The organism is Xenorhabdus griffiniae (assembly GCF_015163655.1).
Taxonomy (GTDB): domain Bacteria; phylum Pseudomonadota; class Gammaproteobacteria; order Enterobacterales; family Enterobacteriaceae; genus Xenorhabdus; species Xenorhabdus griffiniae.
The window spans coordinates 1-20,079 of record NZ_JADEUF010000072.1 but is presented as its reverse complement, the minus strand read 5'-3'; the positions used below and the strand labels follow the sequence as shown (position 1 = coordinate 20,079).

The window sequence follows — 20,079 nt, the reverse complement described above, 5'->3', positions numbered from 1 at the left end:
TCTATATATTGTTTTGCTTATCTTATATTTGCAAACATCTATAAATTTACGAATCATTTTACAACCTTTAATCTGAAAAAAAATCAATCAACCATTTTTATGGTAATAGCACTTCTAATTTTCTATAAACTAAATTAAATTTTTAGTCTTACTTTAATTTAAATTGATAATACTCCCCCAACGTCATCCCTTGCATCAGTGGCTTCAAAAACTCAAACAGCTCTTCCAAATCCCGATAAAGTTGTTCAATTTGTTCTTCACTCTTAAACGTTGGGCTTCCACCAGGCATAAATTCAGACGAATGCAACATAAACTCAACATAGTCACTGCCATTAGTTAAAGTTTGTTGGATAACAGCTTTCATCTGCACCAAATTACCGCCTTTTGGTCTCAGCCAATTAACTGATGGCGAACGCTGTTTTCCTCTCAATCGATCATATTTCTGCTTAATGAAATTCATAACTCCAGAGTGCTTATATTGAATACTCATTGGTACTTGCAATAACGGAGAATCCCCTTCTTTGGAAATATCTTGCAAATCCATAAAATAAGCCTGATCAGGAAAACGGCTATAATCTGTTCCCCCATTTCCATTAGGATCTCCCTTGGTAAAGCTCCAATTAACTTTTGGTGTAACTGAACAGTCTACCTGATACCCATATTCAACCAACAATTGTGCATAATATTCATTAAATGCCCAACGCCCTGCACGATGGCTCAACATTTTAGTTTGGAGTTTATCTTCCAAGAGATGAGTCATTAAATCAATTTTTGCTTTAATCTGATCTTTAGGATATTCAATCAGATATGGCTTATAGCGCATATCATCGCCAGTGAGGGAAACAATAGGAGGGCTATTCCAGGCATGTAAATGCATACCAATTTCACCCACATTTCTGGCAATCACATCCTTGGCAAATTCAATATAGCTATCATCCATTGCCATTTCATAGTTAGTTAACCAAACAGGCTTGAAGCCAAAACGCTCACATAAACTCTGAAACCGTGGTAAATAATGCGTGTTTTTTGTTGAGATCTGACCACTATTTTGCCATAGATCATCACCTTCGGTGTCAATCGTGATAATAAAAGCGGGTAATGACATTGATATATACCAATATGTGACAACAATAATTGTCCTAATGGTACGCATAGTGCACAAAGAGCGCAATTAGAGAATACTGATTATCTATCTGATTGAACATAAACTTTATCCAGTACCATATTGAGTTGGTGTGCTTAAGATGTCGGGCTATGATTTCTACATTAAGATCATCCTATTAACTTCGATACGCTAAAGAACCCGACAAATGATCCCCCAACATAATAAAATCAAACGTGTTCTGGTAATTAAACTACAACATCATGGAGATATGTTACTGATAACTCCAGTGATCAGCACTCTCACTTTCCACTATCCAGACGCAAAAATTGATGTTCTCCTTTATCAAGAAACCTCACCGATGCTGGAAAATTCAGCAGAAATTTCCAGTATTTTTTCCATAGACCGCACGTGGAAACAACTTGGCACAAGGAAGAAATTATTACATGAGTGGACACTGCTTAAGACATTGAGACAACAACATTATGATTTAGTCATCAATCTTGCCGACCAATGGAGGAGTGCATTTATTTCCCGTTTTACCGGTGCACCTATCCGCCTGGCCCTTGGTTTCCCTAAACGACAAAATTGGAAATGGCGTTTTTGTCATACTGAGGTTATACCAACAGATAACCATGATTCATTACATACAGTAGAACAAAATCTTTCTATCCTAAAACCATTGCAACTTAATTCAGTTATCACAAAAGTAACAATGAGTTATAGTGAAGATGATTTAAAGTGTATAAAGCAGTTACTCTCTAAGCGTGGATTTTCAAAAAGATACGTTGTTGTTCAACCTACATCTCGATGGTTTTTTAAGTGTTGGGATGAAAAAAAAATGGCAAAAGTGATTACTACACTACAAAAAGATAGGCATAGTATTATCATTACTTCTGGGCCAGACCAAAAGGAATTGGATATGGTAGCCACTATCTTGTCACACTGCCTTGATGATAAAAAAAACATCCTTTCTCTGGCGGGCAAATTAACATTACCCAAACTTGCCGCTTTGATTGATCATGCTAAGTTATTTATTGGCGTAGACTCAGTACCAATGCATATGGCCGCAGCCCTAAAAACCCCCTGCGTTGCATTATTCGGCCCATCCAAACTGACATTTTGGAAACCCTGGCAATCCGTTGGTGAGGTGATTTGGGCTGGCGATTATGGCAATATTCCACACCCAGATGATATAAAAACGGGTACAAGTAAACGCTACTTAGATCTGATACCCACAGATGCCGTCATCTCAGCAGCAAGGAAATATATTTTATGAAACCATTACGTTTAGCCATTGTCCGTCAAAAGTATCGTCCAGATGGGGGGGCTGAACGTTTTATTTCAAGAGCCTTAGAAGCTCTAGAACACCAACAGCTTGAACTGAATGTTATCACCCGCTCTTGGCAAGGTACAAATAGCCCAGATTGGCATATCCACCTGTGTGATCCCATTAAATATGGAAGAATTAGTCGTGAAAAGGGCTTTGCCAAATTAGCACGGAAATTATGGCAAAAAGCACAATTTGATTTAGTTCAAAGCCATGAACGCATCGCTGGCTGTGATATTTATCGGGCTGGAGATGGCGTTCATAAGTGCTGGTTACACCAACGAACCCGTATTTTGCCAACATGGAAAGCGCGATGGTTATTGAATGATCGGTATCACCGCTATGTCATGAATGCTGAAGCAGAAATGTATGCAGATCCAACCTTAAAGAAGGTGATTTGTAATGCTGAAATGGTAAAAAGAGAAATTATCGAAGAATTTGGTGTAGACGAAGATAAAATCGCCGTTATATATAATTCAATTGACAATACAAAGTTTTTTCCTGCTGATGAGCCAACCCGCTTGCAACTTAGGCAACAATATCAAGTCCCTGCGACAGCAAGGTGCTTAGTTTTTGTTGGTTCCGGTTTTGAACGAAAAGGTTTATCTGCGGCAATCCAAGCCATCGCGAAGACAGATAGCTATCTATTCGTTATTGGTAAGGATAAAGAGCAGAAAAAGTATCAGGCGCTTGCAAATACGTTAGGGTGTACCGACCGTATCCGTTTCATGGGGTTACAAAAAAACACATTACCTTTTTATCAGGTAGCTGATGCTTTGCTACTACCGACGCTGTATGATCCATTTCCTAATGTGATCCTTGAAGCTATGGCATGTGGTTTGCCCGTCATTACTAGCACAACATGTGGAGGGGCAGAATTTATCACTGAAGGAAAAAATGGTTTTATCTGTGATGCATTAGATATTGAAAAATTAAGGGATGCTGTTTATGGCATTCCTGTTAACATTCTCGGAACAGATATGTCTACTGCCGCCAGAAATCAAATAATCGCTGCGACGCCTGAAAATTTATCCAAACAATTAATTGATCTTTATCAACGAGTTTTAGCATAGTGAAAGAACATATCCTTTTTATTATTGATGGATTACCCGGAGGAGGAGCTGAAAATGTTACTCTTCGTCTTGCGGCTGGTTTGAGTAAATCAGACTACCAAATTTCATTACTTTCACTAAATACTCAATTGGACTATACCCTCCCAGAAAATATTCATTACGTCGTCAGTCCAGATGACTATCGAGGGCTACTAAGAAAACTCAATGAGATAAATCGCAGAGCTAAAGCGATGGATAAAGTTTTATTTGAGCTTTTCCAACAAAAAGGCAAACCTGCACTTGTCATATCTAATCTACATAAAACCGACCGTATTGTAGTTAAGTCTAAGGTCCTGAAAAATTGCAACGTATGGCATTGTATTCATGGAATTTTTTCTCAATCATACTTAAGCAATAAAAGTGGTTTTTCTTATTGGATAAAAAAGGAAAAGATAAAAAAAGTTTATAAAAATAAGAAAGTCATCTGCGTTTCGCAGGCTGTTAGCAATGATCTGCTACATAATATCGGGATACAGCCCAAACAGATAAAAACCATCTATAATCCTTTTGATTTTGAGAAAATAAAAGCACAAGCATCAGAAACTAATCCTTATCATGGATTGAGTTATATTCTGCATGTCGGTCGCTTACATCAAGTAAAACGTCAAGATCGATTAATAGATGCTTTTGCAAAGGCAAATCTCCCATGCAAGCTAATTATTGTTGGGCAAGGTTCCACAGAAATAGAAGAACATCTTAAAATAAAAATTCATGAACATGGGTTAGATGATAAAGTCATCTTGGCTGGCTTCCACTCCAATCCACACCCCATTATCAATGAAGCAAGAGCGGTTGTCATAAGTTCAGATAGTGAAGGATTACCGACAGTATTAATCGAAGCATTGATTTGTCATTCCCCTATCGTCAGTACAGATTGCCCTGGTGGCGTCAGAGAAATCATGACAGGCCAATTGAAAAACTATCTGTCTAAACTAGATGCAGACTCTTTGGCAAAAAAAATACAGCTTGCTTACAATACGCCTCCACAAATTACAGATGAACTGTATGAAAAATTTGAGGCAAACAATATACAAAAGCAATATATTGAATTAATAGAAAAACAGAATACATAACACCAAACTATGGTTTAAGGGAACAGCATTTTACACACTTTCTTCAAGCCAATGTGGTACTATAACCGCAGTCCATGTCAGTGAATTTGATAGAATGTTGCTTCGCTTATATCAGGTACTTCTCTACCTTATCCAACCAATTATCTGGTTACGTCTGCTGCTGCGCAGCCGCAAATCCCCCGCGTACCGTAAACGCTGGGGAGAGCGCTATGGCTTCTGCGCTAAAAAGGTGGCCCCAGGTGGGATCTTACTGCATTCCGTTTCTGTTGGAGAAACATTGGCTGCCATTCCGCTCGTACGGATCTTACGGCACCATTACCCTTTTTTGCCCATTACGATAACAACCATGACACCGACGGGTTCTGAAAGGGTTTTGTCTGCCCTGGGCAATGATGTTAACCATGTATACCTTCCCTATGACTTGCCAGGTTCAATGCGACGTTTTCTCGATCACGTTAATCCCAAGCTAGTGATCATTATGGAAACTGAACTATGGCCAAACCTGATTACTCAGTTACATCAACGGGAAATTCCACTGGTTATCGCCAACGCGAGACTATCAGCCCGCTCTGCTGCGGGATACCAGAAAATTAGCAACTTTATTAAGACCATTTTAAATAAAATCACGTTGATTGCCGCACAAAATCAGGAAGATGGTGAACGCTTTATCGAATTGGGATTAAGACGCTCCCAACTCTCTGTCACGGGTAGCCTTAAGTTCGATATTTCTGTTACACCAGAACTCGCAGCAAAGGCCGTCACATTACGCCGCCAGTGGGCACCCCATCGTCCGGTATGGATAGCAACCAGTACCCATGATGGGGAAGAGACAATTATTCTGGACGCACATTGCAAGCTGCTTAAACAATTCCCTGATCTGTTGTTAATTCTGGTGCCCCGCCATCCTGAACGTTTTGGTAAAGCCGCTGAGTTGACCCAAAAAGCGGGATTAAACGCGATCTTACGCAGTGCTAACACTATTCCTGACACCAATGTGCAAGTGGTTATTGGCGATACAATGGGCGAATTGATGCTCTTGTATGGTATCGCTGATCTGGCTTTTGTCGGAGGGAGCCTGATAGAACGTGGAGGACATAACCCGCTGGAAGCGGCTGCTCATGCCATTCCTGTTATCATGGGCCCACACACATTCAACTTTAAAGATATTTGTGCCAAGCTGCATAAAGCGGATGGATTGATTACTGTTACAGATAGCCAATCATTAAGTTCAGCTATCAATAGCCTGCTGACAGATGAAGATTACCGACGCTATTACGGCCACCACGCCGCAGAAGTCCTGCATGAAAACCAAGGTGCTCTTCAACGCTTGCTAAAATTACTGGAACCTTACCTCCCTCCAAGGAGCCATTGATGATTGCCAAAAAACGCCTGTCCGTTGTCATGATCACCAAGAATGCCGCTGATGTGATTGCAGATTGTCTGCTTTCTGTGAATTGGGCGGATGAAATCATCGTTCTGGATTCAGGCAGCACCGATACAACTTGCCAAATAGCCAGCGAAATGGGGGCAAAAGTCTACTCAAATACCCAATGGCCTGGCTTCGGACGGCAACGGCAACTCGCGCAATCCTATGCCAGCGGTGATTACATCTTTATGATTGATGCCGATGAACGCGTAACGCCAGAACTAAAAGCATCCATTGAACAAATCCTGGTAAATCCTGATGACAATAAAGTCTATAGCTGCGCGCGCCTCAATCTGTTTATGGGGCGATTTATGCAACACAGTGGCTGGTATCCTGATAGGGTTATTCGCCTTTATTGCCGTGAACGTTACCAATACAACGACAATCAAGTTCACGAATCCCTTGATATTCAAAGCGCATCTATCGTGACGCTGAAGGGCGACTTACGTCACTTAACCTGCCGTAATCTGATGGAGTTCCAGCAAAAACAATTAAATTATGCAAGAGATTGGGCAAAGCATCGCTACGAGCAAGGCAAAAAAACCCGTTATTTTTCTATAATAAGCCATACCCTGGGCGCGTTTTTCAAAACCTGGTTATTAAGGGCTGGTTTTTTGGATGGCAAGCAAGGTCTGATATTGGCTATTGTGAATGCCCAGTATACATTCAATAAATACGCTGCATTGTGGGAAATGGCTCAAACAAAGGGTAATAACAATGATGAAAAGAAAAGCGATTTATCCCGGCACCTTTGACCCCATCACTTATGGTCATCTTGATATTGTTACTCGTGCCGCAAACATGTTCGACCATGTTTTATTGGCTATCGCTAATAGTGATAGAAAAAGCCCCATGTTCAGTTTGGAAGAGCGTGTCGCGTTGGCAAAAGAAGTCACGGCTCATCTGGAAAATGTCGATGTGATTGGGTTTAGCGAACTGATGGTTAATTTTGCCAAAAAGCAGCAGGCCAACATCTTAATCCGCGGAGTTCGTTCTGTTTCTGATTTTGAATATGAATGGCAACTTGCCAATATGAATCGACATTTTATGCCTGAGCTGGAAAGTGTTTTTTTATTGCCTTCCCAAACCCTGTCCTTTGTCTCATCATCCTTAATCAAGGATGTTGCTCGCCATGATGGCGACGTCTCATCCTTCCTGTCAAAGCCAGTTGCGCAGGCAATGTTAAAAAAATTAGGTAAATAATACATTATACGGGGCAACTATCTTCTGCCCCCCAATATCTTTAATGCTGGCACTGACGACAGAAAAATGTACTACGTTGCCCCACTTTTACACACTCGATTTTCTCACCGCATAGCGGACAAAGTTCACCTTTCTTACCGTAGACAAACAACTCTTGAGCAAAATATCCCGGTTTACCATCAGATTGCAGAAAATCTTTCAGTGTCGTTCCACCTTGCTCAATGGAACGACGTAAAATTTGTTTGATTATATCAGCCAATAAATAGGCTTCTTGCTGCGTTAATGAATTCACGGGGCGTTCAGGCAAGATATGTGCAACAAACAACGCTTCGTTGGCATAGATATTCCCAACACCAACAACAACTTTGTTATCCATCAACCAAGATTTGATAGCCGCTTTTTTGTTGCGAGAAACCGTGTAAAGGTATTCGCCATCAAACTGCTCAGAAAGAGGCTCAGGACCTAAATGAGCCAGCACGGAACACTCTTTGAGATTGTCACTCCATAACCACGCCCCAAAACGTCGGGGATCGGTATACCGGAGAATTTTGCCATCAGCCATAACCAAATCAACATGATCATGCTTTGCCGGAGGCTGTGCATCCAACAAGACACGCAAACTGCCAGACATTCCTAAGTGGATAATAATCCAGCCCTCCGGCAACTCAAGTAATAAGTATTTTGCCCGCCGTTGAACACTCAACACTGGTCGGTCTGAAAGCGTCATGATTTGCTCGGAAACAGGCCAACGCAAACGTGCATTTCTGACCTCAGCATATTGGATCACATTACCAACCAAGTGAGGTTCAATCCCCCGGCGACTGGTTTCTACCTCTGGTAGCTCCGGCATACCTACTCCTTGAATAAATTATCTTACGATATTGATCTGAGAATATTGTATCTATACCAATCTCACTTCAAGATGCGTGTGATGTCTCCCCCGCTTCGCGGGGAGACATCAAGTTTCATATCGTGTTGTAAATTGCAACTTGAAGTTTAATGCGTATAAGCAGATTACAATACCGTTTTCATGTATCATTTGCAGCCAGATTTGATTGAGATAACAGGGAAAGAGACTCACTGAGACAATCTTTCCTCTATCACCCCCATAATTAACTTCGCCCTCTGATCCCAGTTAAAACGTTCTGTAACCAGCCGTTGAGAATAGTCAACTTTCGCCATCATTTCAGCGGGATGATTAATCAGCCATTGAATCTGTTCAGCAAAACTCGCTGCATCTTCACTATCAGCAAAATTTACCGCGTTTTCATCAACAGCATCACGAATGGATGGGAAATCAGAAATAACCACAGGCTTACCCATAGCCATATATTCAAACAGCTTGAGAGGAGAGGTATAGCGGCTGCCAATACTGGTTTTCGTCAATGGCAGAACACAAATATCACTACCAGCAATAACCTGAAAGCGTTTCCTGGGTTGAACAAAACCAAGGAAATTAATTTTATCACTCACACCAATTTGTTCAGCAGTCCGTCGCAATCGCTCAATTTGTTCAGAGGTGCCACCGGCAATATTCAGTTCAACATTATCTAAGTAGGACATGGCTTGCATTACCGTTGGGATACCTTTCCAACGATGTAAGCTACCCAAATAAAGCACTTTTTTAGGAAGAGCACTGTTGGGTTCACTGCCAGCAAGCGTCAGCCTGGCAGATTCAACCGCCAGCATATCAACCCCATCGGGAGCCACAACAATCGGTGTTTTGACACTGTATTGCTTGTAAATATCGTCTCGTAATAGAGAAGTCAGGGCAAAAACAACCTTAGAACCCGCATAAACCTGCTGTTCAATTTTTCTCAGTTTATGATACTTACGTTGGTTTCTACGATTGAGAAAATCATGGGATTCTCTAAACGACTGAGAAAATACTTCATGGCTTTCAAAGAAATGAGGAATATCCGAATGATTACACAGCAGGTAATTCGCCATTTTAATATTGCGGGTAAAAAGGGCATCAACTTGATGTTCTTTAAGCCAGCGCGAAACCTGCAAATAAAACAGTTTCTGAGTGTTTAGCGGGAAATACCATTTTCTACGTATATCGTGCAGGGCGATTAGCTCCACAGAAGGCGGTAATGACCTGCCAAGAATTTCCTCAACTTGGCTTTGACCTTTTGGGGTAATCAGACAAACACTATGCCCCTGACGAGCAAAAGCGTCTACATTCTGCAAAATTTGTAGTGACGCAACCCGATAATCAGGTACAGGATAAGGATCAATATACGCAATTTTCATTATTTTTTATGGTGTTCAATAAACGGCTAGCAGAATGGTCCCAAGTGTACATCGTTTCAATCCTCTGACGGGCAGATTTCCCCATCTTTTCTCCTCTATCCGGCAAAGATAAAAGATGATTTACCGCCTCAGCAATAGCCATAGCATCACCCGGTGTCACCAAAATACCAGCACTGCCTTCATTACCAACCACTTCTGGTATTCCACCAATATAGCTGGCAATCACAGGACGTCCACATGCCATCGCTTCAGCAATAGTAATACCAAATGCCTCATCACCAATACTGGGGAAAACACCGGCATCACCCGCCGCATAAAATTCAGGTAATTGATCATGACCAACTGGAGGATGAAAAATGACGGCTTTTTCTAGCTGCAAAGCAGTAACCCGCTTTTTAAGCAATTTCAAATCTTCACCTTCACCAATAATCAATAACTTTACATCCTTGTTCCGCAACAAGGCCATTGCATCAATGGCGACTTTCATCCCTTTCCAACCAACCAACCTGCCAGCAAACGTTAACAGAAACGTTTTCTCATGGATACCTAACCGAGTTCGGACATCCGAGTCGGCTGGTTTGAATTTATCGATATCTACCCCATTATAGATGACGCTCGGAAATTGCTTGAAATGATGTTGAATCTGCCAGGCATTAAAATGGCTACATGCAACCCATGCAGATATTTTTTTACCTAATACCCGATCACCGTTAAAAAAACTGGTTCCACCACTCATATAACAAAACCGGGTACGGGATGTTTCAGGCATCATTCTGGGCCAGAAAAAATCAAAAGGCTTGGTCAAAATCACCCAATCAAAATTTTCAGCAATAACTGTTGCACGGGCATGACGGGCAAAAGAATAACGTTCAACAATACGTTGGAAGCGGCGTCCAATGTTAAGCACGCGTTCTCTGGGAATAAATGGAAAAGTATGAATAGAAATATTTCTTTCGCCTAATGCAGGCCGAACGTCACCAGTACCACCGAAAATATGAACTTCATGCCCCGCATCTGTCAGCGATTTGGCTAATTCCCAAACAGCGGTTTGAATGCCACCGTATGACATGGTAACAGTAACATCGATAAATCCTATCTTCATTTGGTGTATTATCCTTTCATTCATTTTTCAGCAAGTACTGAACAGAATGCCAGACTTGATCTACCGATATTGCTGACATTGTATCTTGACGCGTTGCCTGTCGATAATCTACAGGATGTTCAATAACCACTAATTTTGGATGTTGCTGAGGTGCGAGAAAACGCCCTGGGTGAAAACTATGATACAAAGCAACCATTGGTATTCCCAAGGCACCAGCCAGATGAGTTGTTCCAGTATCAACGCCCACATACAAATTAAGTTGACTCATGATTGCCGCGTTTTGCCGCATCGTAGTCTTACCCGCCAATGATGAGCATCTGTTTGTGCCCAATTTCTCAGCCAGCATTCGCGCATTGTCTTCACTCTCTTTACTGCCTAACAGCAAAATATGCGCATGCGGATAATCTCGATAAATACGTTGGGCTAATGCGTAAAAATGTTCTACCGGCCAATCACGATAGGCCTTTGCAGGAAAACTCTGTAATTGAAAACCTATTCTTAATTGTCGTTCTATCCCCTGCCGCTGAAGAAAATTTTTGGCGTACTCCGCTTCATGCGGGCTTACATTATACTGCAAACGCCAATTACTCACTTCAACCCCAAGTGAATCAATTAACAGCGCCCTTTCCTGTTGGGCAGGCATAAGTTCTCTGGGCCTTGCTATAGCATACTCATTTGATTTTTTACCAGAGATATCCGAAAAATAAACGGCCAAGTTTGCTACACGTTTAGCATACTGCAATAAGGATTTATCCTGACCATAAACTAATGCCAGATCATAATGCCGACGAGAAAACCAGCCACACCATTTAGCCTTGCCTTTTGAAAACTCTTTCAATTGATTAATTAAATCGATATTTTCAAGGATTTCTTTCGTTTTTTTATGCACAAATATATCAATATTTGCCTCCGGCCATTTTTCTTTCAGGGCACGAATAACCGGAGTTATTAGCAAAGTGTCACCAAAACGGGCAATATTGATGATTAGAATATTTTGGGGTTGCATAATAATGAATATTAAATTATCAATCCAAAGATTGGAACGCTTAAGGTACTATACAGTAAAGTGAGTTACTGTTCTATTTACGGTTAATACAGTAGGCGTACAAAAATAAAGCTAATGACATTTCAACTAGTTAATAAAAAGCATAGATTACTCTGCCAATACAGATAAAAATAATATAAACAAAATATTACCGCTTGTTTTCCATACTAGAATAAAAAATAGACTCCATTTTTTCTAACATATTATCCATGCCAAATAAGTGAATTGCTCGTCGCAATGAAGCCTCTCCCATTTGTAAACGTAGCGCTTCATTATGTATTAATAAGTCTAACTTTTCTGTTAATTGCTCGACATTTCTAGGTTCGATAATATACCCTGTATCGCCATCAATTACAGCTTCTGTAATCGCGCCCACCGATGTAGAGACAACAGGTAATCCACACGCCATTGCCTGCATGATGCCTTGAGGTACACCTTCATTACCAAACGAAGGCAGAGCAAAGATATCCATCGCATTTAAACAATCAGGAACATCCTGACGATTACCAAGAAAGATGACACTCTCTGCCAACCCTTCCTGCTGAACTCGCGGCTCTAAATTCTTTCTTTGGGGGCCATCTCCCACAAACAGCAATTGCCAATCAGGATAACGCTGATGGAGAATTTTCCAACTATCAAGCAGGTAACGATGGCCTTTCCACGTTCTCATTGTGGCAACAATGCCCAGTGTTGGTTTGTCTTTGATGCCAATACGCTGACGACTTAAGGACTTACTTTCAGGATGAAAACGGGACAAATCGATCCCTGTCGGCACAGAGGTCATATGAGATAGCGGATAGTTATTATGTACATGCAAATATTGGCGTAGTTTTTCCCCAGTTGTCACAATATGCTGACCTGCGTGCAAATACAGCCAACGAGTCGCAATGGATTTTGAAACATGGGTTGAAACATGGCGAGTTCGGACTATCGGAGGCATACCTCTTAATGTGGCACATGCTGCCGCCACCAGCCAAGAATCAGTAGAGCTATGAGTATTGATGACATCGAACTGGCGACCTTCTGTTTTTAGCCAGTGACGCATTGCCCGAAGACAAGAAAGACGTTTTTTTTCAATGGGGAGCGCAACAACAGGCACACCATAGTGATGAGCTTCACGGTAAAGGGTTGAAGTTGGACAACAAACGATAACCACACGGTGTCCACGCTGTATCATGCCTTGAGACTCTGTCAGGATACGAATTTCCTGCCCTCCCCAACCACACGATGATTCTGTATGTAAGATATTCAAAGTCTTTCTAACCATTTTAGCGCTACACCTGACGGTTCATAATTGAAAAAAACGGTAGTATAACTGAACAATGCACAGGTCTACACGCACAACCCAATTTAAAATAAGCTACGTGACATTATCAGCAGATATAAAAAAACCCAGCATAATGCTGGGCTTTTTATCATCCACTAAAATTATTTAATTTTAGCTTCTTTGTACATAACATGCTGACGAACAACTGGATCGAATTTTTTCATTTCCAGTTTTTCAGGCATAGTACGCTTGTTCTTCGTAGTGGTATAGAAGTGACCTGTACCAGCGGAAGAAACTAGCTTGATTTTATCGCGAATACCTTTAGCCATTTTTCAGCTCCTTAGTACTTCTCACCACGGGCACGCAGTTCGGCCAGAACTGTGTCGATGCCTTTTTTGTCAATCACTCGCATACCTTTAGCAGATACACGCAGAGTTACAAAACGTTTCTCAGACTCAACCCAGAAACGATGAGAGTGCAGGTTAGGCAGAAAACGACGCTTAGTCGCATTTAATGCGTGGGAGCGGTTGTTACCACTCACCGGGCGCTTGCCAGTAACTTGGCAGACTCGGGACATGTCTATTCTCCAAAAATCAAATCAGCTCGAGCTTTGTATTGGGTATGACCGCCTCGTCAGGCTTAGGAGCCCATCTCAGCAAACTTTCTTTACTGAAAAAAGGTTACTGAAAAGAACGTCACTGAAAAGACTCACATTTTCCCAGTAAAAAAACTTACTGAGATAGGCTCTTCTCGTCAAACCCAAGATCCTCAAAGGTGGCGTAGTATACGCCCTCATTCGCTGATGCTCAAGTCCCGAACAGCTAAGATCTGATCGTATCGCGAAAAAACGGTATTAAATCCAACCTCTTTCCATAAATGAGACACAAGATTGCTTGCCAATAACGATATGATCCAAAACCTTAACGCCAACCAAGTCACACGCGTTAATAATTTTTTCTGTCACCAATTTATCTGCCAGGCTAGGTTCTGGATTGCCGGAAGGGTGATTATGAGCAAGAATAATTGATGCAGCATTGACTTTAACCGCCTGTTTCACAATTTCACGTGGGTGAACTTCAACTTTGTTTATCGTTCCTTTAAACATTTCATCATGGCAGATGACTTTATTTTGGTTAGTTAAAAACAGCACCACAAATATCTCCCGATCTTGCCAGGATAATAAATCCTGCAAATAATTCTGAGTTATCGTGGGGCTGCTCATAACATCTTCATGGATAAATTGACTGGAGAAAAACCGTTTTGCCAATTCAGATATCGCCTGCAATTGGACATACTTACATCTCCCCATGCCTTTATGTGCACAAAAGTCATCGTAATCCGCGGATAGAAGGTGATAAAGCGAACCAAATGATTTCAGCAAGTATTCTGCCATTTGTACGACAGGAACGCCCCTGGAACCTGTACGTAAAAAGATAGCCAATAACTCCGCGTCTGTTAGGGAAACAGCGCCATAGGCCAACAATTTCTCACGGGGAAGAAGATTCAAATGCAATTCATCGTTTCTTTCCATTACTGTTAAATCCACAATTTCTTCCCCCTTTTCAATATCCTTTGTTCCAATCCCTTACCCTATATACGCATTAAACTTCAAGCTGCAATTTACAACACGATATGACACCTAATTTCTCCCCGCTTCGCGGGGAGAAATTACAATGCATCTTGAAGTGAGATTGGTATAGCTCTCCATAACGATGGATACCATCACTCACCTACATTTCGTACCTACTATCCCATGATGAAAAAATCACCGCCAGATCGACTTGCGAGGCTTGCGCAGTGCTTCGCAAACTTGCCATTTTTGGCTGTTTAAATAGGGAGGGTTCTCAACGCAATATTTTCTTGTGATAGAATCTTAAGGAATTGCAACTGATATCTGGACAATCAAAATGACAGGATTTTCTGGTAAACAACTTTCTGGTAAACAGATAGTCCTTGGAATCAGCGGAGGGATCGCCGCTTACAAAACTGCCGAATTAGTGCGTCGTTTGCGTGATCGTGGTGCCCTGGTACGCGTTGTCATGACTCCCGCAGCCGAAGCTTTCATCACTCCACTAACCTTACAGGCAGTATCTGGCTATCCAGTCTCAGATGACCTTCTAGACCCTGCAGCCGAAGCCGCCATGGGGCATATCGAACTGGCAAAATGGGCTGATTTAATTATTCTCGCACCCGCTACTGCTGATCTGCTGGCGCGTCTGGCCGCAGGTATGGCGAATGATTTAGTCACCACAATCTGCCTGGCTTCCGCTGCACCTATTGCTGTTGCCCCCGCAATGAACCAACAAATGTACCGAGCACAGGCCACCCAGCATAACCTGCAGGTACTTAAAGGGCGTAACGTATTAATTTGGGGGCCAGATGAAGGCAGCCAGGCATGTGGTGATGTCGGGCCAGGGAGAATGTTGGAACCAATGACTATCGTCGAACGGACAATGCAACATTTCAATACCGAGCCAAATCTTTCTGGTCTGCACATCGCAATTACCGCAGGACCAACTCGTGAAGCCTTGGACCCTGTCCGTTTCATCAGCAATCACAGCTCCGGTAAAATGGGGTTTTCCATTGCACAGGCCGCGGCAGAGCGTGGCGCTGAGGTGACATTAATTACCGGCCCCGTTAATTTACCCACACCACAAGGCGTTAAACGTATTGATGTCAATAGTGCATTGGAAATGTATGAACAGGCTCAAGCTACGGCAACCTCACAGCATATCTTTATCGGTTGCGCTGCCGTGTCTGACTATCGTTTCAAACAAATCTCAACAGAGAAAATCAAAAAGCAGGGTGATGAAATCATATTTACACTGGTGAAAAATCCTGACATTGTAGCGAGCGTTGCGACCATGGAAAGAAATCGTCCCTTTGTCGTTGGATTTGCAGCCGAAACCCAGAATGTGGAAGAATACGCCCGCGGAAAACTCAAGCAGAAGAATCTGGACTTGATTTGCGCAAATGATGTATCCCTGGCCGGACACGGTTTCAACAGTGATACTAACGCATTACATCTATTCTGGCATGATGGTAGTGTTCAGTTACCCCACAGTGGTAAATTGCAACTCAGCCACCGCTTATTAGACGAGATACTCAAACGCTATGATGAAAAAAATCGACGTTAAAATCCTTGATCCCCGCATCGGGCAAGAATTTCCTTTACCGACTTATGCTACACCTGGCTCTGCGGGTTTAGATTTACGTGCTTGTCTGGATAATGCGGTGGAACTGGCTCCTGGCCAAACTGAGCTTCTGCCAACGGGGATTGCTATCCATATTGCAGATGAACAATTGGCGGCAGTGATTCTCCCTCGCTCTGGTCTGGGCCACAAACATGGCGTTGTTCTGGGTAATTTGGTGGGGCTTATCGATTCGGATTATCAGGGACAATTGATGGTTTCAGTTTGGAACCGTAGTGATAAAACTTTCATCATCGAACCCGGCGAACGCATCGCCCAGATGGTTTTTGTACCCGTTGTACAGGCTGAATTTAATTTGGTTGCAGATTTTGAGACGAGCCAGCGCGGCAGTGGTGGATTTGGCCATTCCGGTCGTCAATAACTTTCCATAAGGCCTGATACCGTCAACCGATTTTCATATTTTTTGCTCACAATATTATCGCTTTTGACAGCAATAGCATTGTGGCAAAAAATAGCTGGATTTGTTTTGCTGTTTTAGCAGGGGTCTTACCAGACATGGCAGAAAAAGAACGTACAAAAAAGAAAAATAGACGTGAAGAAATCTTGCAGGCACTGGCACATATGCTGGAATCCAGTGATGGCAGCCAACGCATTACTACTGCAAAACTTGCCGCAAACGTTGGTGTTTCGGAAGCAGCCCTTTACCGTCATTTTCCGAGCAAAACCCGGATGTTTGATAGCTTGATTGAGTTTATTGAAGATTCTTTAATTTCACGCATCAATCTGATCCTGCAAGATGAAAAAGACACCATCACACGCATTCGGTTAATCCTCGTCCTGCTTTTGGGTTTTGCAGAACGGAATCCGGGGCTGACCCGTATTATGACCGGCCATGCTCTAATGTTCGAACAAGACAGATTGCAAAATCGCATCAACCAGCTATTTGAGCGAATTGAAATGCAACTTCGCCAAATTTTAAAAGAAAGAAAAATTCGTGATGGGCGAGGATTCGCTTATGATGAATCTGTGTTGGCATCACAGTTACTGGCATTTTGTGAAGGGATGCTCTCCCGTTTTGTTCGTTCTGAATTTCGCTATCGTCCGACAACGGAATTTGAAGTACGCTGGCCATTGATATTGACCCAACTGCAATAATTTAATCCACTACAATCGCTTATCGCAGTATCGTAAGTTCATATCCTTATCCAGTGAATGATAACGTGCAGATTTTTTATTGAGTTGTGTTAATATGTGCTGGCTCATTGAGTTCACGACTAAGTGACTTAATAATGGCATCATTGTCGCAATCCTTGCCATATATATAGATAGATGCCATTTCTACTACTCACCCCGCCCATCCTTGGGCGAGGGATTTTTTTCACTCAATCCAAATTACTAACCATCAAATACCATATTCTTTACGATAAGCTTCTACTGCTTCCAGATGAGGTTGCATCTCTGGATTTTCACGCAAGTAACTCACCAAGTCATTCAAGGTAATGATGGAAAAGACTTGGCAATGGTAGTCACGTTCAACTTCTTGAATCGCTGAAAGTGTTTCACGCCCACGTTCCTGACGATCCAGACACAAAATCACACCGGATAGTGTTGCTCCGTGCTGCTTAATGATTTCCATCGACTCACGAATCGCCGTACCTGCGGTAATGACATCATCCACAACCACAACATTGCCTTGCAGAGGGCTTCCAACCAGCGATCCACCTTCACCATGATCTTTAGCTTCTTTGCGGTTAAAGCAATAAGGCATATCGATATCATGATGTTCAGCCAATGCTACTGCGGTAGTTGTTGCAATCGGGATCCCCTTATAAGCCGGCCCAAACAGCAAATCGCACTTAATTCCGCTATCTAGCAACGCTGCTGCATAGAAACGACCAATCAACGCCAAGTCACGTCCGGTATTAAACAGGCCCGCATTAAAAAAGTACGGGCTTTTGCGACCAGATTTCAGCGTAAATTCGCCAAATTTCAGCACCTGCTTTTCCAGTGCCAGCTCAATAAATTCGCGCTGATAGGCTTTCATTGGGGTTTCTCCTCTTTGATCTCTTGTCATTCATTACTATTTATTGCAGGTAAATTTATTGCAGGCATAAAAAAGGCGACTCTTCAGCCGCCTGATTTATTTATTATTTTAATGGTTCTTGTTCTAACGCATCTCGCTGCGCTTTGAAAATCGTATCCAATCCCTCTTTTGCCAATGAAAGCAGTGAGAGCAACTCATCATGGCTGAACGGTTCACCTTCTGCCGTCCCCTGCACTTCAATCATTCTGCCATCATCCATCATGACGATATTCATGTCAGTTTCAGCCGCAGAGTCTTCGACATATTCCAGATCGCAACGTCCTTCACCCTCAACGATGCCAACAGACACTGCCGCAACCATTGCTTTTAGCGGGCTTTCTTTCAGTTTGCCTTCCGCAACTAGCTTATTTAGGGCATCGACCAGTGCCACACAAGCGCCAGAAATAGCCGCAGTACGAGTACCGCCATCCGCTTGAATCACATCACAATCCAGCGTAATAGTGAACTCACCCAGCTTTTTTAAGTCGATGGCAGCACGCAATGAACGCGCAATCAAGCGTTGGATTTCCATCGTGCGGCCTGTTTGCTTACCTCTGGCAGCCTCGCGCGCATTACGGCTATTGGTTGCCCGTGGTAACATGCCGTATTCAGCGGTGATCCAGCCTTGTCCCTGCCCTTTTAGAAAACGGGGAATTCCTTCTTCAACGGAGGCATTACATAACACTTTAGTATCTCCAAATTCCACCAAAACAGAGCCTTCCGCATGTTTGGTGTAATGACGAGTCATTTTAATAGGACGCACCTGCCCTGCTGACCTTCCTGCTGGACGCTTTCCTACTAAGCTCATAGTGTTATCTCCGTTGTTCGTATATTTTAGGGGCGCATTATACGGCCTAAAGCGGCGAATGCCTATCCTGCATCTACACAGAGCGCTATAATCCGCACATCATTTTATAAATTGGGAACGAATTATGATCCGTAGTATGACAGCTTTTGCACGGAGAGATATCAGGGGAGATTGGGGAAATGCAGCGTGGGAACTGCGTTCTGTCAATCAGCGTTACTTGGAAACCTATATTCGCCTGCCAGAGCAATTCAGGAGCCTTGAACCGGTCATCCGCGAGCGCATTCGTTCCCGCCTGACGCGCGGCAAAGTGGAATGTAACTTGCGTTTTGAGTTAGATACTTTTGCTCAGAATTCCCTGATCCTGAATGAAAAGCTGGCAAAACAACTGGTTCAAGCAGCAAGCTGGGTTAAACAACAGAGTAATGAAGGTGAAATTAATCCGGTAGATATCTTACGCTGGCCGGGTGTGATGTCTGCCGAAGAGCAAGATTTAGACGCTATTAGTGCACAATTGTTAGCGGAATTAGATTTGACGCTGGATTCTTTTATCCAGAGTCGTGAAACCGAAGGACAAGCACTCAAGACTCTGATTGAACAGCGTTTGGATGCGGTAACTGTGGAAGTGACTAAAGTCCGAGAACAAATGCCGGCAATCCTGCAATGGCAGCGTGAGCGCTTACAGACCAAGCTGGAAGAAGCACAAATTCAGTTAGATAATAATCGTCTTGAGCAAGAATTAATTTTATTAGCTCAACGTATTGATGTGGCAGAAGAATTGGATCGTCTGGACGCTCATATCAAAGAAACACGTAATATTCTGAAGAAAAAAGAAGCCGTCGGCCGCCGACTGGATTTTATGATGCAGGAATTTAACCGCGAATCGAATACATTGGCTTCAAAATCAATTAATGCGGATGTGACAAATTCTGCAATTGAGTTGAAGGTACTGATTGAGCAGATGCGCGAGCAGATTCAAAATATTGAATAACGTTTCTTAGCGAATCACAACATAACGCGATGCTCGACTTTCTAGATGAGATGACATAGTGAATTGAAATGACATAGCCCTGCCTTTATAACCTTAAGTTGCGAAACAAAGAGCAATAAAGGAACAAAAGGC

General features: G+C 42.5%; 21 protein-coding genes. 10 read left to right on the top strand and 11 right to left on the bottom strand.

Going from position 1 to position 20,079, the window contains the following annotated elements:
* Positions 1-148: 148 nt before the first annotated feature.
* Positions 149-1,105 (bottom strand): polysaccharide deacetylase family protein, encoded by a 957-nt coding sequence (locus IQ211_RS12220; RefSeq protein ID WP_189759432.1) that lies wholly within the window; start codon positions 1,103-1,105, stop codon positions 149-151.
* 205 nt (positions 1,106-1,310) lie between these two features.
* Between IQ211_RS12220 and rfaQ the strand changes: the two genes are divergently transcribed.
* The 6 genes from rfaQ to coaD all read left to right on the top strand — a co-directional run bounded on the left by rfaQ (position 1,311) and on the right by coaD (position 7,246).
* Complete coding sequence (gene rfaQ / locus IQ211_RS12215; protein ID WP_189759431.1) at positions 1,311-2,381, top strand: putative lipopolysaccharide heptosyltransferase III; 1,071 nt, start codon at positions 1,311-1,313, stop codon at positions 2,379-2,381.
* Complete coding sequence (locus tag IQ211_RS12210; RefSeq protein WP_189759430.1) at positions 2,378-3,505, top strand: glycosyltransferase family 4 protein; 1,128 nt, start codon at positions 2,378-2,380, stop codon at positions 3,503-3,505. The genes rfaQ and IQ211_RS12210 overlap by 4 nt, the downstream gene beginning before the upstream one ends.
* Positions 3,505-4,617, top strand: coding sequence for a glycosyltransferase (locus IQ211_RS12205; RefSeq protein WP_189759429.1), 1,113 nt, complete (start codon positions 3,505-3,507; stop codon positions 4,615-4,617). The genes IQ211_RS12210 and IQ211_RS12205 overlap by 1 nt, the downstream gene beginning before the upstream one ends.
* 94 nt (positions 4,618-4,711) lie before the next feature.
* Positions 4,712-5,989, top strand: coding sequence for a lipid IV(A) 3-deoxy-D-manno-octulosonic acid transferase (waaA, locus tag IQ211_RS12200; protein ID WP_189759428.1), 1,278 nt, complete (start codon positions 4,712-4,714; stop codon positions 5,987-5,989).
* Positions 5,989-6,798 (top strand): glycosyltransferase family 2 protein, encoded by an 810-nt coding sequence (locus tag IQ211_RS12195; protein ID WP_189759427.1) that lies wholly within the window; start codon positions 5,989-5,991, stop codon positions 6,796-6,798. The genes waaA and IQ211_RS12195 overlap by 1 nt, the downstream gene beginning before the upstream one ends.
* The gene (coaD, locus tag IQ211_RS12190) at positions 6,764-7,246 is read left to right on the top strand and encodes a pantetheine-phosphate adenylyltransferase (RefSeq protein WP_189759456.1); all 483 of its coding nucleotides are present in this window, start codon (positions 6,764-6,766) and stop codon (positions 7,244-7,246) included. The genes IQ211_RS12195 and coaD overlap by 35 nt, the downstream gene beginning before the upstream one ends.
* A gap of 40 nt (positions 7,247-7,286) precedes the next feature.
* Here coaD and mutM read toward each other — a convergent pair whose 3' ends face one another.
* The 8 genes from mutM to radC all read right to left on the bottom strand — a co-directional run bounded on the left by mutM (position 7,287) and on the right by radC (position 14,447).
* Positions 7,287-8,096 carry a bifunctional DNA-formamidopyrimidine glycosylase/DNA-(apurinic or apyrimidinic site) lyase gene (gene mutM / locus IQ211_RS12185; RefSeq protein ID WP_189759426.1) on the bottom strand — a complete coding sequence of 270 codons (810 nt, stop codon included), beginning with the start codon at positions 8,094-8,096 and terminating at the stop codon, positions 7,287-7,289.
* 227 nt (positions 8,097-8,323) lie between these two features.
* Complete coding sequence (locus IQ211_RS12180) at positions 8,324-9,502, bottom strand: glycosyltransferase (protein ID WP_189759425.1); 1,179 nt, start codon at positions 9,500-9,502, stop codon at positions 8,324-8,326.
* Positions 9,483-10,604, bottom strand: a complete 1,122-nt coding sequence (locus tag IQ211_RS12175) for a glycosyltransferase family 4 protein (RefSeq protein ID WP_189759424.1) — start codon at positions 10,602-10,604, stop codon at positions 9,483-9,485. The genes IQ211_RS12180 and IQ211_RS12175 overlap by 20 nt, the downstream gene beginning before the upstream one ends.
* A 16-nt stretch (positions 10,605-10,620) precedes the next feature.
* Entirely contained in the window at positions 10,621-11,610 is a 990-nt protein-coding gene (locus tag IQ211_RS12170; RefSeq protein ID WP_189759423.1) for a glycosyltransferase family 9 protein, read from the bottom strand.
* Positions 11,611-11,797: 187 nt separating this feature from the next.
* Positions 11,798-12,916, bottom strand: coding sequence for a glycosyltransferase family 4 protein (locus IQ211_RS12165; RefSeq protein WP_189759422.1), 1,119 nt, complete (start codon positions 12,914-12,916; stop codon positions 11,798-11,800).
* A 161-nt stretch (positions 12,917-13,077) separates the two neighbouring features.
* The gene (gene rpmG, locus IQ211_RS12160) at positions 13,078-13,245 is read right to left on the bottom strand and encodes a 50S ribosomal protein L33 (RefSeq protein WP_010847629.1); all 168 of its coding nucleotides are present in this window, start codon (positions 13,243-13,245) and stop codon (positions 13,078-13,080) included.
* A gap of 11 nt (positions 13,246-13,256) precedes the next feature.
* Entirely contained in the window at positions 13,257-13,493 is a 237-nt protein-coding gene (gene rpmB / locus IQ211_RS12155) for a 50S ribosomal protein L28 (RefSeq protein WP_038239873.1), read from the bottom strand.
* Between the two features lie 276 nt (positions 13,494-13,769).
* A complete protein-coding gene (radC, locus tag IQ211_RS12150) occupies positions 13,770-14,447 on the bottom strand; it encodes a RadC family protein (protein WP_189759455.1) in 678 nt (225 codons plus the stop codon).
* A 376-nt stretch (positions 14,448-14,823) separates the two neighbouring features.
* Here radC and coaBC point away from each other — a divergent pair, with 376 nt between their 5' ends.
* From coaBC to slmA, 3 genes are all read left to right on the top strand, one after another.
* Complete coding sequence (gene coaBC, locus IQ211_RS12145) at positions 14,824-16,053, top strand: bifunctional phosphopantothenoylcysteine decarboxylase/phosphopantothenate--cysteine ligase CoaBC (RefSeq protein ID WP_189759421.1); 1,230 nt, start codon at positions 14,824-14,826, stop codon at positions 16,051-16,053.
* Entirely contained in the window at positions 16,031-16,489 is a 459-nt protein-coding gene (dut, locus tag IQ211_RS12140; RefSeq protein WP_189759420.1) for a dUTP diphosphatase, read from the top strand. The genes coaBC and dut overlap by 23 nt, the downstream gene beginning before the upstream one ends.
* Before the next feature lie 134 nt (positions 16,490-16,623).
* The gene (slmA, locus tag IQ211_RS12135) at positions 16,624-17,223 is read left to right on the top strand and encodes a nucleoid occlusion factor SlmA (RefSeq protein ID WP_189759419.1); all 600 of its coding nucleotides are present in this window, start codon (positions 16,624-16,626) and stop codon (positions 17,221-17,223) included.
* 247 nt (positions 17,224-17,470) lie between these two features.
* Here the strand turns inward: slmA and pyrE are convergent, their stop codons facing one another.
* Together pyrE and rph are read right to left on the bottom strand one after the other, a co-directional pair.
* Positions 17,471-18,112, bottom strand: a complete 642-nt coding sequence (gene pyrE, locus IQ211_RS12130) for an orotate phosphoribosyltransferase (protein WP_189759418.1) — start codon at positions 18,110-18,112, stop codon at positions 17,471-17,473.
* Between the two features lie 103 nt (positions 18,113-18,215).
* A complete protein-coding gene (rph, locus tag IQ211_RS12125) occupies positions 18,216-18,959 on the bottom strand; it encodes a ribonuclease PH (RefSeq protein ID WP_189759417.1) in 744 nt (247 codons plus the stop codon).
* Between the two features lie 124 nt (positions 18,960-19,083).
* Here rph and IQ211_RS12120 point away from each other — a divergent pair, with 124 nt between their 5' ends.
* The gene (locus tag IQ211_RS12120; protein WP_189759416.1) at positions 19,084-19,947 is read left to right on the top strand and encodes a YicC/YloC family endoribonuclease; all 864 of its coding nucleotides are present in this window, start codon (positions 19,084-19,086) and stop codon (positions 19,945-19,947) included.
* Positions 19,948-20,079 lie beyond the last annotated feature (132 nt).

Bases quoted from the DNA above. Each gene is read 5' to 3' on its own strand.
- slmA (WP_189759419.1), top strand. From the start codon at position 16,624: ATGGCAGAAAAAGAACGTACAAAAAAGAAAAATAGACGTGAAGAAATC.
- rfaQ (WP_189759431.1), top strand. From the start codon at position 1,311: ATGATCCCCCAACATAATAAAATCAAACGTGTTCTGGTAATTAAACTA.
- rpmB (WP_038239873.1), bottom strand. From the start codon at position 13,493: ATGTCCCGAGTCTGCCAAGTTACTGGCAAGCGCCCGGTGAGTGGTAAC.
- IQ211_RS12170 (WP_189759423.1), bottom strand. From the start codon at position 11,610: ATGCAACCCCAAAATATTCTAATCATCAATATTGCCCGTTTTGGTGAC.
- pyrE (WP_189759418.1), bottom strand. From the start codon at position 18,112: ATGAAAGCCTATCAGCGCGAATTTATTGAGCTGGCACTGGAAAAGCAG.
- IQ211_RS12195 (WP_189759427.1), top strand. From the start codon at position 5,989: ATGATTGCCAAAAAACGCCTGTCCGTTGTCATGATCACCAAGAATGCC.
- waaA (WP_189759428.1), top strand. From the start codon at position 4,712: ATGTTGCTTCGCTTATATCAGGTACTTCTCTACCTTATCCAACCAATT.
- coaBC (WP_189759421.1), top strand. From the start codon at position 14,824: ATGACAGGATTTTCTGGTAAACAACTTTCTGGTAAACAGATAGTCCTT.
- IQ211_RS12180 (WP_189759425.1), bottom strand. From the start codon at position 9,502: ATGAAAATTGCGTATATTGATCCTTATCCTGTACCTGATTATCGGGTT.
- IQ211_RS12210 (WP_189759430.1), top strand. From the start codon at position 2,378: ATGAAACCATTACGTTTAGCCATTGTCCGTCAAAAGTATCGTCCAGAT.
- rpmG (WP_010847629.1), bottom strand. From the start codon at position 13,245: ATGGCTAAAGGTATTCGCGATAAAATCAAGCTAGTTTCTTCCGCTGGT.
- IQ211_RS12220 (WP_189759432.1), bottom strand. From the start codon at position 1,105: ATGTCATTACCCGCTTTTATTATCACGATTGACACCGAAGGTGATGAT.
- IQ211_RS12175 (WP_189759424.1), bottom strand. From the start codon at position 10,604: ATGAAGATAGGATTTATCGATGTTACTGTTACCATGTCATACGGTGGC.
- rph (WP_189759417.1), bottom strand. From the start codon at position 18,959: ATGAGCTTAGTAGGAAAGCGTCCAGCAGGAAGGTCAGCAGGGCAGGTG.
- radC (WP_189759455.1), bottom strand. From the start codon at position 14,447: ATGGAAAGAAACGATGAATTGCATTTGAATCTTCTTCCCCGTGAGAAA.
- mutM (WP_189759426.1), bottom strand. From the start codon at position 8,096: ATGCCGGAGCTACCAGAGGTAGAAACCAGTCGCCGGGGGATTGAACCT.
- coaD (WP_189759456.1), top strand. From the start codon at position 6,764: ATGAAAAGAAAAGCGATTTATCCCGGCACCTTTGACCCCATCACTTAT.
- dut (WP_189759420.1), top strand. From the start codon at position 16,031: ATGATGAAAAAAATCGACGTTAAAATCCTTGATCCCCGCATCGGGCAA.
- IQ211_RS12165 (WP_189759422.1), bottom strand. From the start codon at position 12,916: ATGGTTAGAAAGACTTTGAATATCTTACATACAGAATCATCGTGTGGT.
- IQ211_RS12120 (WP_189759416.1), top strand. From the start codon at position 19,084: ATGATCCGTAGTATGACAGCTTTTGCACGGAGAGATATCAGGGGAGAT.